Genomic DNA, 13,240 nt, shown 5'->3' with positions numbered 1-13,240 from the left:
TCAAGCTCGTCCAGCCCGGCCGACTGAAAGCCGGACCCAATGTCTGCAACCCCGGCCCCCGGCCCCGCGATCGACAAAGACCAGGACAGTGAGGGTGCCGTCGCCACCGGCCGGGCCGGCCACCAGGGCGTGCTGCTCGCCATGTGTCTGTCCCTGGTCCTGGTCGTCGCCTCCGTCACCGTCACCACCGACTACAGGCCAGACCCCAAAAATTGACACACCCGACAAAACCACTCGTTCGTGTGAAGGTCGCCGATCTACCCAAGTCGCATCCGGTGATGGTCGTAGCGTCGAGGCCGGTCTTGGCGGGCGTGTCTCAGGAGCGGTGGACGTGCAAAAGAAGGACTTCGTGGCGAGTTCCGTTCGTCAGGTGCCGGAAGGGCCACGGAGGGAGACGTGGTCCGACTCCTGCCGCCTGGAGGATCTGGCCTTCCTGCATCGGGGATTCACCGAGTACGCGCACCAGCTGGACCTAGACGAACGATGGTCCCGGCGCTGGACGACGAGGTGGAAGTTCGGGCGGGACGTTGCCGCCACGTACTCGTTGCGCGACCTCAACGAAGTGGATGTCTCACGCACCGTGCCGGTGCGTCGGTTCACTTGGCGGACCGATCAGTACCACCGGCCCGGACTGGAGTACATGGTGTCCACGCGTCGGCACCACGGTTGTGAGAGCTTTGAGGAGGAGTGTCTGCTCCTGGTCGCCGACTTCGCGGCAGTGCGTGAGGCGCTTTCGCAGCCGTTCCGGCTTCGCTTCTACGCGGGCGGCAAGCGGGTGGATCACACGCCGGACTACCTGCTGCTCACCGACCGTGGTCCGTTCTTGATCGATGTGCGGCCGACTGGTCGCATTCGCCCCGATGACGAGCTGAAGTTCGCCGCCACGTTCGAGGCCGCGCTGGCCGCCGGATGGCGCTACGGCGTGGTGACCGGCTGGCGTCGGCACGTGTGGGAAGCGGTGAACGCGTTCTCCGCCGAGCGCCGACCGTTGGCCAATGTGCTCGATATGCAGGGCCAACTGCGTGCGGCTGCCTCCCAAGGCCCTCTTTCGTTGAAGAACTTGGTTGATCGGTGCTCCATTCCCGCAGTGGCCAGGGCCCATGCCCTGCACTTGCTGTGGCGCAGAGAGCTCGGTGCGGACCTCTCCGTACCGTACGGGGACGCGAGCCTGGTCCGGCTCGCACCTGGAGAGCTCCGCGAGGCGCGGTCGTGAGCAATGGGACGGAATCGACATGGGTGCTGGAGCCTGGCACCGAGCTGATCATCAATGGTGAGGTGTGGCGGGTCGAGACGTGTCTGCCGCATCTGGGCCGCGTGACTCTGATCGGTGACGAGGGCACGCCGTGGAAGGTGCAGCTGAGCGAGCTGATCCACCGCCCCGGTTGTCGGCCGTCGTCCCGAACCCGCAAGGATCTCCCGGCTGCCAGCCGGGGCCGCCAGCCGAAGTCGATCGCAGACCTCCTGCCGGTTCAGCAAGAGCACGTGATGCGGCGGCTGGAGCACATCCGGGAGGTCGAGACCGGCTACCGCAGTGGTGATCCGGACGCCGCGCTGCCGCACGAGCCTCTCCCGCAGTACGACCCGGAGAGCACGACGCTGACGCAGCGCCGCAAGGCGAAGGAGGCCGAGCTGCGCAGGGCGAGGGCCATGGATCCCGCGCTGGCGAAGGCACTGGCCCTACACAAGGTGAGCACGCGGACCCTGGTGCGCTGGGACATGGCACGGCGCAGGCTCGGGCCGATCGGCCTCGCGGACGACCGGTGGCTGCGGGAGGCGACCGGGCACCGGATCACCACGGAGGTACGCGAGGCGCTGTTCGCCGTACGTGACGAGAGCCTGCGGCGGGCGAAGCTGACGGCGCGGGACCGCGAGCGCCTCATCCACCAGTACGTACGGGAGGTTTTCGGCGAGCAGACCAAGGTTCCCAGCTACGACGTGCTCAGCAAGGTGTGGCGGGACTGGTTCGGCTCCAACGGCGGGCGGCAGCGCTACGCACGCTCGGCGGCCATGGCGCAGAAGTACGCGACGGGCCGGCACGTGGTGGTGCACCGGCCCGGGCAGGTGGTGGCCCTGGACACCACCGTGCTGCCGGTGAAGGTCCTGGAAGACGTGTTCGGCGATCCCGTCTCCGTGCACCTCACACTGGCGCTCGACGTGTACACGCACTCCATCGTGGCGTTCCGGCTCAGTCTGGTCTCCGACTCGTCGATCGATGTGGCGATGGTGCTGCGGGACATGATGATGCCCTTGCCGATGCGCCCCGACTGGGGCGAGAGCATGGAGTGGGCCTATCCCGGCATCCCAGGCGTCGTGGTGTCCGACTTCGCCGGGTACGAGGTCGCCGGGCTGCCGTTCTTCGCGCCGGAGACTGTCACGACCGATCACGGAGCGGTCTACCGCAATCACCACTTGGTCGAGGTCCAGCGGGTCATCGGCGCGAACATCAAGCCAAGCCGGGTCCTGCGCCCTACCGACAAGAAGGCGGTGGAGCGGACCTTCGGTGCCATCCGGTCGCTGCTGTTCGCTGTCCTGCTCGGCTACCAGGGAGTGGACACCGCCGACCGCGGCGAGGATCCGGAGGCTGATGCCTGCCTGACCGTGGCGCAGATGGAGCACATCATCGCCACCTGGGTCGTCAAGATCTGGCAGAACCGTCGCTTCGACTCTTACGCACCGAGCTGGGACCCGGGCGGCGATCACAGCCCCAACAGTCTGTTCGCCGCCTCCATGACGCAGGGCGGATTCGCGCTGCGGATCCCGGCGCCCGAGTTGTACTACGAGCTCCTGCCCAGCCACCGGATCATGATCCACGGCAAGCGTGGGGTGAAGATCAAGAATCTGTGGTATGACGGCAAAGCCCTCGACCCCTACCGTGGTGAGCTCTCCCGGCGTGGCGGGAAGAAGGGGAAGAACCGGTACGTGATCCACCGCGACCCGCGAGACCCCAGCTTCGTGTTCTTCCGCGACCCGCTGACGCACGACTGGCACACCCTGCGCTGGGTCGGCCTGCCCGAGGAGGGTCAGTTTCCTGCCTTCAGCGACGCCCGCGTCCGTGAGGCCATGCGCGAGCTGCGCAAGCGCGGCCTGGCACCGAAGTCGGACAAGGAGCTGCTGCCTGCCCTCCTTGAGGTGATCGGCGGGAACATCCCGGTAGAGAAGTGGCCGACCCAGCTGACGAAGAAGCAGCGAACCGAGCACGCACGTGAGGTGACTCAGGCCGCAGCCGCTGCCGCCGACCGCCCTGCCGGTGCCGGCTCGGCCGCGCCAACACCGGCCGCAGCGCCACCGTCACCGGCCCGCGTGCCTGCGGCCCGTACCGGCGCGGATGACGGCGTTGTGGTCCCGCTGCGCTGGCGCGAGCGTGCCCAGCAGGGGCAGGACGCAGTGACCAGCGAACGGCGACGCCGACGTGAGGCCGCGGTCCCCGAACGCCCTGCCCCACCACCGCAGGATCTGTCCGAGCGGCTGCGCGCCACCAGCCTGCTGGCGCTGCCGGACGACGACTTCGACGACCTGGACGACGACCGCGGCGTGGCAGCAACGACCGCAGCCGAGGAAGGAGACAGCCAGTGAATACCCCGTACGACGGTCCGTCGTTCCTCCCCGGCCCTCCGATCGACCGCACGACCTGGGAGGGCTGGCGACGATGGTGTGCCACGCGCCAGGCATTCGTGCCCGCACCGGTGCTGACGGCCGAGGAGTTCGGACGGAAGTCACGTCGCCAGCAACGCCTGTACAACCTGCACCGGCTCGCCACGCACAGCAGTCTGCCCATCGACGTCACGCCTATGAGCGAGCGCGCCGCCGACGCCGTCCTGGCCCGCGTCGAGGACGGCGCGTTCAGCCACAAAGCCTGCACACGCGGCGGCATCATGGTCAACGGCGACGGCGCCCAGGGCAAGACCGAGACCGTGTGCGAGGCGCTGGCCGTCTTCGAAGAGACGTGGATGGCCCTGAACAATTACATGAACCCCGATGCCATGCCCGGCACCCGCGACCTGGTCGCCCCCGTCGCCTACGTCCGCTGCCCGGTCAAGGCCACCCCCATCTCCACCTGCCAGCGCATCCTCGACTTCTACGGCGAGGACTACAAAGGCATGCGCCTTGAGGATCTGGTCCGCACGGTCAAGACCGCCATCGTCGAGCACGCCACCCGGGCGCTCGTCATCGACGACATCACCCGCCTCAAACTGCACCGGGAAGCCGACCAGGACGTCCTCGACCTGATCCGCGAAATGATGAGCATGCCCGTCACGCTTATTCTCGTCGGCGTCGGCATCCCCACCTCCGGCCTGCTGCGCGAGGGCCGCCGCGACCCCCGGACCCTGGAGTGGATCTACCAGCCGATCAAGGACCGCGGCCGCAGCCCGAACGATCACGCCGCCGGCCAGCACGAACGGCGCTTCCAGATCGTCGACCTCGACCCGTTCCGCTACACCGATGGGGCGGAGATGGCCGCCTGGCTGGACCACCTGGCCCGCCTGGAAGGGCACCTGCGGTTACTGAACGACACCGAGGGGATGCTGACCGGCGGCAACATGCCCGAGTACCTGTTCCACCGCACCGGCGGCGTGGTCGGCGTACTGGAGAAGCTCATCCAGCACGGCTGCCGGCGGGCCATCGAGGACAAGAGCGAGCGGCTGACAAAGGAACTGTTCAACCAGTTCACCGTCACTCCCGGCGACATGCCCGACCTGGACGCGGAGTCCGGCGAGCAGCCCAAGATCCCCCCGCACAAGCCCAGCGACGGGAAGAAGAAACCGAAGGGCCGCAACACCGTCTTCGACGATGACGGGCCCGCCGCAGCCGGCGAGGCGGGCTGACACAGGTGACCGCCCGGCCGCTGGCCCGCGCTCTACGTCCGCTCCCCGAGGAATCACTGCCCGGCCTGCTCCTGCGACTGGCGTACCGCACGGAACGCTCACCCGCCAGGGTTGCCCACCTGTGCGGACTGATCCATCGCCACAACCGGCTCCCGGGCGAGTACCTGCTCGCGCTGCCCGACGATCGGATCGGGCCGTTTGCCACGGCTGCCCGCTTAAACGCGCAGGAGGCCAACGCCCTGACACTGTCGTCCTTTGCCGCCGTCTACCCGCCCCTGGCGTCGGCCCGGATGGACGGCAGCCGCAACACCACGGCCGTGCGGAAGTCATGGGCTGCCAGCATGTCCAGCCGATACTGCGCCGCCTGTCTCTCGGGGGACGGAAGCCCCGTCCAGACTCTCTACGGCGGTCCCTGGAAACTGCGCTGGCATCTGCCCGTCTCCTACGCCTGCCTCACCCACCGCACCCTGCTCTCCCACACCTGCCCGAACTGCGAGGAAACACCGAACCAGCCGACGAATACAGAGCGCCAAGGGCTGATCACTCATCGCACCATCAGCGGGTTGCACCCTGCCCAATGCCGGCGCCTGCTGCCTGAAGGCCACGGTGATCCGGCCGCTCCTTGCGCTACCCGCCTGGACCACAACCGCCGGGCCGAGCCCATACCCGAGGCCGACATGGCCCTGATGCTTGCCCTGCAGCACCGCATCGATCAGCGCCTGATGCCTGTCCGATCCAACGCCGATGCAGGCCACGCCGGCTCGGATCCCTGCTACTTTCCCGATCTCATCGTCGCTGCACATCTCATCCGGCTCAGCTGGCCGGACAGCGTGCCATACGCAGTCTCGACGTCAATGGCCGACCTGATCGACGGCCACGTCTCTTCCGCTGTCGCTCACCGCCGCACCCCTGAGCCCGGCCGGCGCACACCCACCGTCTGGGATGCACCCGAGGACCCAGCCCAGTGCGCCGCGGTGCTTCTTGCCGCCGACAACATCCTCGGCCGCGAGGAGCGTGATGACGCCGAGATGGCCGAACGCGTCCGGCCGCTCGCCGCGTCCGCGTTCGGCCGTCATCCAGCCAACACCGGCGCCGCATTGCGGCGCATGCACGTCTCCCCCTCGCTGGCGTGTGCCCTGCTGGGCCGCACCCAGGGGTTCTACCGTGCAGGTGGCCACCGGCACGCGCGACAGAGCCTTCCCTCTCGCGAGAGCCGCTTCCGGGTCGGGAATGTGCCGGCTCTCCTGCCGCAGGAGTGGCTCGCCGCCCACTTCGGCGACCTGTTGTCCCATTGGACGCACCTCACTGATTGGTGGGTACGGCACCTGCGGCGCGTTGCAGCACTCAAGCTCGCGGAGATGAGTGGCGGCGGCACCTGGCCCGACTGCGCGAACGCTCTCGGCATCCCGTGGAACACCGCACAGCAGTCCCTCAAAGTCATCAGGCAGGAGCTGAATTCACGGGAACTGTGGCCGGAGTTCGAACGGTCCGTCGAAAGCGTGGCCATCCACATGGACCAGCACACGGATCGCGTTCACTACGGGCGACGCCGAGAGCTCCTCTCGTCCTGGCAGATTCCGGCTGACGACTGGACCGAACTGTGCCGCGGCCTTCCGCGGTTCCGCCAAGGGGCCACCTCCCCCTCCCGTGACACCGCGACCGTGCTGATCTGGACCCATGTCACCCAGGGCGATCACCTTCACAGCCCTCTACTCGGCACCCTGAGGGAATCGGGCCGCAGCACCCAGCGCCTGGTCGCATCGATCAACCAACTCCGCACCCCAGCCAACCGCAAGGGCGGCAAGCAGGAGCTCCTGCACCGCCTCGGAACATACTCCGGCCTTCTGTCCGCCGCCTGCGACCAGCCGTCTGCCGCGCTGCACATCGCAGCCCCGGCGTCCAGGCGACGAGCAGCCGGACACACATCGGATGAGATCACGCTCCCACCGCCCCAGCTCCACGCTCCGCAAAACCCCGCCCCTACAGCGCCCAGGTTGCTGCCGTGACCGACATGAGCGACCGGCGTCGCCCACTTGCCCGAAGCCTCTCACCACTACCAGAAGAGTCCCTGTCCGGCTTCCTTCTCCGTCTCTCCCACAGGCTGGACCGACCACCGCTCCGCATCGCACAACGCCTCGGCCTCACCACGAGGCACCACCGGCTCCCCTACGCCCACCTTCACTCCCTGCCCGATGACCTGGTACTGCCTTTCGCTGCGATGACACACCTCACAGCCCAGGAGACTCAGGCACTGACACTGCGACGCTTTTCCACGACATACCCAGACCTGCTCACGATCCGAGCGGGCACGCATCGGGCCAGGGGACCGGCGACGGTCGGCTGGAATATGACACCGTCCAGCCGCTACTGCCCCCCATGCCTAATACTCCAGCCGTAGATCGTGACCTTGCTTGTGAACGGGACCGCTGCTGAGCGGCCTGCATACCCCGAGGTGGCCGTCCCGGCAGATCACTGGCTGGGGCGGGTGATGGTGATGTCGATGGCGCCGGCGTCCGGCCCCGGCGAGTCCACTGCGACACGCACGTTGCACTCGCCGCGGTCGCCCACTCGATGCACGAAGCGGGTCAGTTGCTCGACATCGCCGACTGCGATGCGGCCGTCAGGCAGCAGGAGGGAGCCGTCGAAGACGGTGGTGAAATCCGGGTCGGGCCCTTCGGCCTCCTGCGCTTGGGGCTGTGTGAAGAGACGCACTTTGATGAGTCCCCTCTGAGCTCGAACCCGAACAGCCACGTGGGTGTCGCAGCTGGCCGCGGGCGCAGACTCCAGAGCGAGGGAGACTGGAACCCAGTCGGTCGCTCCCAGGTGCAGCACCGGGTGATTCACGTAAATGTCGACTCCGGCGACCTGCATGGTGCTCCTCGTGCTCGCAATAGGTGCGGCCACCGTTGATCATCGGCGTGTGAAGACAAACAATCATGCGGTGGCCGCAGGTCACAGCGTAGACCCGGCCCGTTGGCAGGAAGCGTTCGAGGCCCTTATGGGTCGCATAGCCGGCCGGTTCGCCCGGGTTGAACCCCGGCGCCGGACCGGGCGGCTTGTGCTCGGGCTACTGTCGGATCTGCCGCGCAAGAACTGCTGGAGCATCGCCGAGTGGGCCGGGGAGGCCAGCCCGCACGGCATGCAGCATCTGCTGTCCCGGGCCGTCTGGGACGCCGACGCCGTCCGCGACGACGTGCGCGAATACGTCGTCGAACACCTCCACGACGAAGCAGCGGTGCTGGTCGTCGACGAGACCGGCGACGTGAAGAAGGGCACCCGCACTGTCGCCGTCCAGCGCCAGTACACCGGCACCGCTGGCAGGATCGAGAACGCCCAGGTCGCCGTCTATCTCGTCTACGCGGGCGAGCGGGGACACGCGGCGGTGGACCGGGAGTTGTACATCCCGCGCTCCTGGACGTGCGACCCGGACCGCTGCCGGGCAGCAGGGCTCGGCGAGGACACCGTCTTTGCGACCAAGCCGGAACTGGCCCGCACCATGATCGAACGGTTCCTTAACACCGGACACCGCGTCGAGTGGGTCACAGGTGACGAGGTCTACGGCGGCAACCCGACACTGCGGTCCGCACTGGAAGAGCGCGGCGTCGGCTACGTGCTCGCCGTCGCCTGCTCCCACGAAGTCACCACCGGTGCAGGGAAGTTCCGCGCGAATGCCCTGGCCGCGAAGGTGCCGAAGCGGGCCTGGCAGAAGCTGTCGGCAGGGGCTGGCGCCAAGGGACACCGCTTCTACGACTGGGCGGTCATCGACCTGGCCGACCCCCGCCCGGGCCGCCACCAGATGCTGATCCGCCGCAACCGCGGCACCGGCGAACTCGCCTACTACCGCTGCTTCTCACACCAGCCGGTTCCGCTGACCGAGCTGGTGCGGGTCGCCGGATCCAGATGGCGGGTGGAAGAGACCTTCCAGACCGAAAAGGGGCTGGCGGGACTCGATGAGCACCAGGTCCGCCGCTACCCCTCCTGGAGCCGCTGGGTCACCCTCGCCATGCTCGCCCACGCCTTCCTCACCGTCGTCCGTGCCGACGAACACACCCGCCGCCCCGGGCCGACTGACCTGGTCCCGCTGTCCTGCAACGAGATCCAGCGCCTGTTCATCACGCTCATCGTCCGACCGGTCCACGACACAGCCCACCGGCTCGGCTGGTCCGACTGGCGCCGCCGCCATCAAGCCCGCTCCCGCACCAGCCATTACCGACAACAAGCCGCATCCCAGACATGAAGATCACGATCTACAGCTGGAGTACTAAGCGGTAACGGCAGCCCCATCCAGAACACCCTCGGAGGCGCATGGCAACTGCGCTGGCACCTCCCCATCGTGTTCGCATGCACCCGGCACAAACTCCTCCTCGAGCACGAATGCCCGTCCTGCCTCCTTCCCCTCAACAACCCCGAGCGGCGGCGCGTCGCACTGATCAAGCAACCGAACATCGAAGGCTTGCACCCACTTCAGTGCCGAAACTCCGAAGTCCCGCCAGGCGACAACCCCACACCCAGCACCGGACCCGTCTGTGGTGCCCGCCTGGACCACATAAACAGCCACAGAAACTCACCCCTCACACCGGAAGACCTCCAACTGCTACTCGAACTCCAAAAGCGCATCGACGGACGACTGAATCCGCCTGCCAACAGCGCTAACACTTCCCCCACAGCCGACACCTACTTCCCCGACCTCATCACAGCCACACGCCTCATCAAATTCAGCTGGCCAACCGGGAACCGCCTTTTGCCCACCAGCACTCTGGCCGCGATCGTCGATGCACACATCGCACCGTTCCTCTCCACCTATTCACAGGACCGAAAGCAACAATCGCAGGAGTTCGGACCGCCCCGACGGATCCTGCAACATCCGGCGCACTACTCCTCGCCGCCGACAATCTCATCGCAGACCGCGACATGTGGACCCTCACCGAAAAGGTAGGCACCCTCTCCACCGAGACATACAGGCGTTCAAAGCCGTACGCGATTAGGATCGCCCAAGAACCAGGCATCTCCAAGGAATTCGCACGGGCAATGTCACCACGCGACCCAAATTCACGCAAAAACAATATTCTCTACCGAAAACTGCGGCACAACTACACCTTCACCATCGCCCAAGTCCCGGCATACCTGCCACGCTCCTGGTATCTTATGCACTTCGCAAAGCTCCGCGCACAGCTCCCCAACATCACATATCGTGACGACCGGCTCCTGCGTCGCGGAGCCACATTCCGGCTCGCAGAACTCGCGTCGGGGCAGACATGGTGGGATTGCGCAATGTCCCTGGGTGTCTCTCCAGGAGTGGGAGCCAACGCACAACGCATGCTCGGGCACAGACTCACCGACGCGCGGCTGTGGCCGCTCTTCACTCACATCGTCGAGGAAATCGCGGACGGCCTCGACGCCCAGAAGAACCGAATCGACTACGCCAACCGCCGACACAGAATGGGAAGCTGGTGCATGCCCGACACCGACCGCGACCGCCTCTTCGACAACCTCCACCGGCTCGAGCGCCTGCGGACCCAGATGGATCCGCGCTTCATGTCGATCGTCGTGTGGAGCGATGTCACGCGGGGTGAACCATCGCGGTCCCCCTTCGCGGTCGCGGTACGCAGCGCCGGCGGCTCCCAAGCCCTCACCACACTGATAGGCCACTTCCACGAGGCCAACCTCGGCCACGGCCAGCGATTCCGACTGCGGCAGCGCCTGGCTCTATATGCGACGTACCTGGCAAGGTCCTGCGACCAAGACGAGGAACTGTCCGTCGACACGGACGTCGTAGTAGCGCAAGAAGCGGACGCGTACAGCCCGAGGGCCCCCGACCCGCTTGCCTGAAGCTGCAGGTCAGCGCCCTCTGCCGTCAAAGCCCAGCGGGTACACGTCGTACTGACTGTCGGCAGCAGTCAGTGCCAACTATCCCACTTTTATGCCAACTAAAACGCCTCGTCACAATGCGCAGAGGGGTGGACAAGCAGCACGGCGCATATCTACTCTCCGACACACCTAGTCAACTAATTGAGTGAAGGCGTTGTCGTGCATCCGTTCCGCAAGGCGGTCGAGAACCGTGACGAGGCCGCCATCGAGGCGCTCCTCGCCCAGAACGTCGTGTTCACCAGTCCTGTCGCCTTCAAGCCGTACGCGGGCCGGGCGATCACCGCAGCCGTCCTGCGCGGGGTGATGCGGGTCTTCGAGGACTTCACCTACGTCCGCGAGATCGCGAACCCCGACGGCCGCGACCACGCCCTCGTCTTCACCGCCACCGTCGACGGGCGGCAGATCCAGGGCTGCGACTTCCTCCACTTCGACGAGGAGGGGAAGATCGACGACTTCACCGTCATGGTCCGGCCGCTCTCCGCCGCCAAGGCGCTCGCCGAGGCGATGGGCGCTCAGTTCGACCGGATCGCCGCCGAGGCCGCCGAGGCCGCGGAAGCTGCGGCGGTCAGACGGGAGGCATCAGATCGCTCTCGCTGAGGGTGTACGTCAGCGATGGGTAGATGAAGTCCGTTTCGCTGTTCTCGCGGCGCCGCAGTCGGTAGAACTCGCGCCTCTGCTCATCGTCGGCCGGAGTGAGGCGTGCACCCTGTGGGAGATACGCATGGCCGTCGCGAAACCGAACGAAGGTCTTCGACGTCCGGAAGGTCACGCCCAGCCAGGGGTTGTCCGCCGCCGGGACGGGCTTCTCCAAGACGATCTTGTGCCTGAGCCGACGATTCGATGCGACGGAAAACGCGACGATGCTGTTGTGGACGAGAGGGATCTCGAACCTCTCGCCGTCGGATCCCTTGGATTCGAACATGAGCTTCCTCGGCGGGCCCGCCTCGGGATGCTCGTAGCAGGAGAAGACGGCGATGAACGAACCGTCGGCCAGGTCGAGGGCTTGGTCGGAATGGCTGCCCATGGTGGTGTAGGCGTTCGTGTAGCTCTCGATGAGAGCGTTGTCGAACCCGACCGCAAGCGCCGCACGTTCTTGTACTTGTCGCGCCAGCCGTTCGTGTACCGCCCGGAAGCGCAGTGCGGGGCTGCCGTAGCGAGTGGTGGTACGCACGAGAGGCACACCGTCCGCCTCGTCGGTTCTGGTGAGTACGGCGCCTCGCCGGCCTTTACCCAGGTCTTCCCAGTGAGTGGCCGAGGACAGTTCCGCGAAGAGGTTCTCCTCGGTCGGCAAGGTGAAGGTGAGGACCTCGTCCGAGAACCTAGACTCGGGGCGCAACATAGTCTCCCGTGTTCATGCTGAAAAGAAACTTCCCGCCGTAGTCGATGAAGGACGAGGTCCTGTTCTCCTCGGCGTACAGTCTGCGCAGCTCGTCCATACCGTCCGAAGTGGGTGGCCCCAGCTCCACCGACTCTCCGGCCACTTTGAGGAACGTCTGGCCGCCCCTGTGAACGGCTTCGGTGCTCGAACAGCGCACCACGTATCCCAAGCGGGTCGGGAGCAGCTCGGCGGCCAGCGACGAGGGCCGGATTTCATGCGTGTACAGGCGATTGACGGACAGCGGCATGAAGAAGACGGACCCGGGATACAGAGTCAGCGTGAACTGCGCGGGGAGCGCGACCTCGTCGCGTTCTCCGGTCGACTCCTTGAGGCGGAAGTGGAGTCTGGTCAGCCCGCTGGCACTCTTCACGCCGTGGTCGAAGGGGTCTTCGGCCATGGGTCGCAGTCCGTCGAGCCGGTCGTAGAAGGTGCAGAAGGCCATGATGCCGTTGACGGGCATGTCCTTGGTCTTGTCGGCGTGCGCCGAGATCCTGGCCTTGGACTGCTTGCGCTCCGCCGTGGCCAAGGTGTTGCGGTAGATCTGGGCGAGGACGTGATTCAGCGGCGCCTGGTTCCGGAAGATGGCGGCGGCCTCGCGGTTCAGCGCCTCGACGATGGCCGTGTCGGTCGGACGGAAGTTCTCGGTCGGCCCCGAGAGGTTCGTCGAGCACCGGAGCAGGCGGAAGTGCAGTTCGTCACCGCTCTGTGTGACCGGCGTCAGATAGATTCCGCTGCGATGGGCCGTTCCGGGCTTGGTGGACTCCGTCAGGGACTGGAACTCGTGCTCCGAACTGATCCGTCCGAAGTGATCGGAGCCGAGTTCGAAAAAGCGGCGGTAGTACACGCCGACGCCGTGTACGCGAAGGGGGACTCGGCCCAGGTCGACGAGCGTCCAAGGGTCGCCGACGTCTGCGTGGTAACCGTGTGACAGTTCCCGCACCACGAACACCCGTGTGGCGTGCCGTAGTTGACGAACGCTGATGCCGGACGTATCGCCGCACAGGTAGACCGACTTCTGCGCGAGATCGGGCGAACCGGCAGCAAGCTCCTCCGGCGTGATCACGGACCCGAAGAAGTCCCGGACCAGGTCATCGTCTTGCAGCGTCGAAGGCGCAACCAGGATGTTGCTCGTAGCGTCGATGTCGGCTTCTGTCAGCTCTGTCGTATACAT

At 66.4% G+C, this 13,240-nt stretch carries 12 protein-coding genes; 9 read left to right on the top strand and 3 right to left on the bottom strand.

Annotated elements, in window-relative coordinates:
- Positions 1 to 39 precede the first annotated feature (39 nt).
- From ACIA8N_RS28865 to ACIA8N_RS28840, 6 genes are all read left to right on the top strand, one after another.
- Positions 40 to 216: a hypothetical protein gene (locus ACIA8N_RS28865; RefSeq protein WP_365781306.1), complete on the top strand. Its 177-nt coding sequence runs from the start codon at positions 40 to 42 to the stop codon at positions 214 to 216.
- 115 nt (positions 217 to 331) lie between these two features.
- Complete coding sequence (locus tag ACIA8N_RS28860) at positions 332 to 1,213, top strand: TnsA-like heteromeric transposase endonuclease subunit (RefSeq protein ID WP_365781308.1); 882 nt, start codon at positions 332 to 334, stop codon at positions 1,211 to 1,213.
- On the top strand, positions 1,210 to 3,573 hold the full coding sequence (locus ACIA8N_RS28855) for a transposase (RefSeq protein WP_365781310.1): 2,364 nt from the start codon (positions 1,210 to 1,212) through the stop codon (positions 3,571 to 3,573). The genes ACIA8N_RS28860 and ACIA8N_RS28855 overlap by 4 nt, the downstream gene beginning before the upstream one ends.
- Positions 3,570 to 4,823, top strand: a complete 1,254-nt coding sequence (locus tag ACIA8N_RS28850) for an AAA family ATPase (protein WP_365781312.1) — start codon at positions 3,570 to 3,572, stop codon at positions 4,821 to 4,823. The genes ACIA8N_RS28855 and ACIA8N_RS28850 overlap by 4 nt, the downstream gene beginning before the upstream one ends.
- A 5-nt stretch (positions 4,824 to 4,828) precedes the next feature.
- The gene (locus tag ACIA8N_RS28845) at positions 4,829 to 6,829 is read left to right on the top strand and encodes a TniQ family protein (RefSeq protein ID WP_365781314.1); all 2,001 of its coding nucleotides are present in this window, start codon (positions 4,829 to 4,831) and stop codon (positions 6,827 to 6,829) included.
- A gap of 5 nt (positions 6,830 to 6,834) precedes the next feature.
- Positions 6,835 to 7,221, top strand: coding sequence for a TniQ family protein (locus tag ACIA8N_RS28840; protein ID WP_365781427.1), 387 nt, complete (start codon positions 6,835 to 6,837; stop codon positions 7,219 to 7,221).
- A 71-nt stretch (positions 7,222 to 7,292) separates the two neighbouring features.
- Here ACIA8N_RS28840 and ACIA8N_RS28835 read toward each other — a convergent pair whose 3' ends face one another.
- Positions 7,293 to 7,694, bottom strand: a complete 402-nt coding sequence (locus tag ACIA8N_RS28835) for a hypothetical protein (protein WP_365781316.1) — start codon at positions 7,692 to 7,694, stop codon at positions 7,293 to 7,295.
- 127 nt (positions 7,695 to 7,821) lie between these two features.
- On the opposite strand from ACIA8N_RS28835, the gene ACIA8N_RS28830 reads away from it, so the two are divergent.
- The 3 genes from ACIA8N_RS28830 (at position 7,822) to ACIA8N_RS28820 (ending at position 11,288) form a co-directional block, all read left to right on the top strand.
- Complete coding sequence (locus ACIA8N_RS28830) at positions 7,822 to 9,060, top strand: IS701 family transposase (RefSeq protein WP_365781429.1); 1,239 nt, start codon at positions 7,822 to 7,824, stop codon at positions 9,058 to 9,060.
- A gap of 674 nt (positions 9,061 to 9,734) precedes the next feature.
- Positions 9,735 to 10,652, top strand: coding sequence for a hypothetical protein (locus ACIA8N_RS28825; RefSeq protein ID WP_365781318.1), 918 nt, complete (start codon positions 9,735 to 9,737; stop codon positions 10,650 to 10,652).
- Between the two features lie 198 nt (positions 10,653 to 10,850).
- Positions 10,851 to 11,288 carry a nuclear transport factor 2 family protein gene (locus ACIA8N_RS28820; protein WP_365781320.1) on the top strand — a complete coding sequence of 146 codons (438 nt, stop codon included), beginning with the start codon at positions 10,851 to 10,853 and terminating at the stop codon, positions 11,286 to 11,288.
- Here the strand turns inward: ACIA8N_RS28820 and ACIA8N_RS28815 are convergent.
- The gene (locus ACIA8N_RS28815) at positions 11,257 to 12,027 is read right to left on the bottom strand and encodes a hypothetical protein (RefSeq protein WP_365781322.1); all 771 of its coding nucleotides are present in this window, start codon (positions 12,025 to 12,027) and stop codon (positions 11,257 to 11,259) included. The genes ACIA8N_RS28820 and ACIA8N_RS28815 overlap by 32 nt on opposite strands.
- A complete protein-coding gene (locus ACIA8N_RS28810; protein ID WP_365781324.1) occupies positions 12,011 to 13,240 on the bottom strand; it encodes a hypothetical protein in 1,230 nt (409 codons plus the stop codon). Before ACIA8N_RS28810 ends, ACIA8N_RS28815 begins: the two co-directional genes overlap by 17 nt.

The organism is Streptomyces sp. NPDC051822 (assembly GCF_044452745.1).
In the GTDB taxonomy this organism is placed as follows: domain Bacteria; phylum Actinomycetota; class Actinomycetes; order Streptomycetales; family Streptomycetaceae; genus Streptomyces.
Note: the sequence above shows the minus strand (reverse complement) of the source record. Positions and strands in the feature narration are given on the sequence as shown.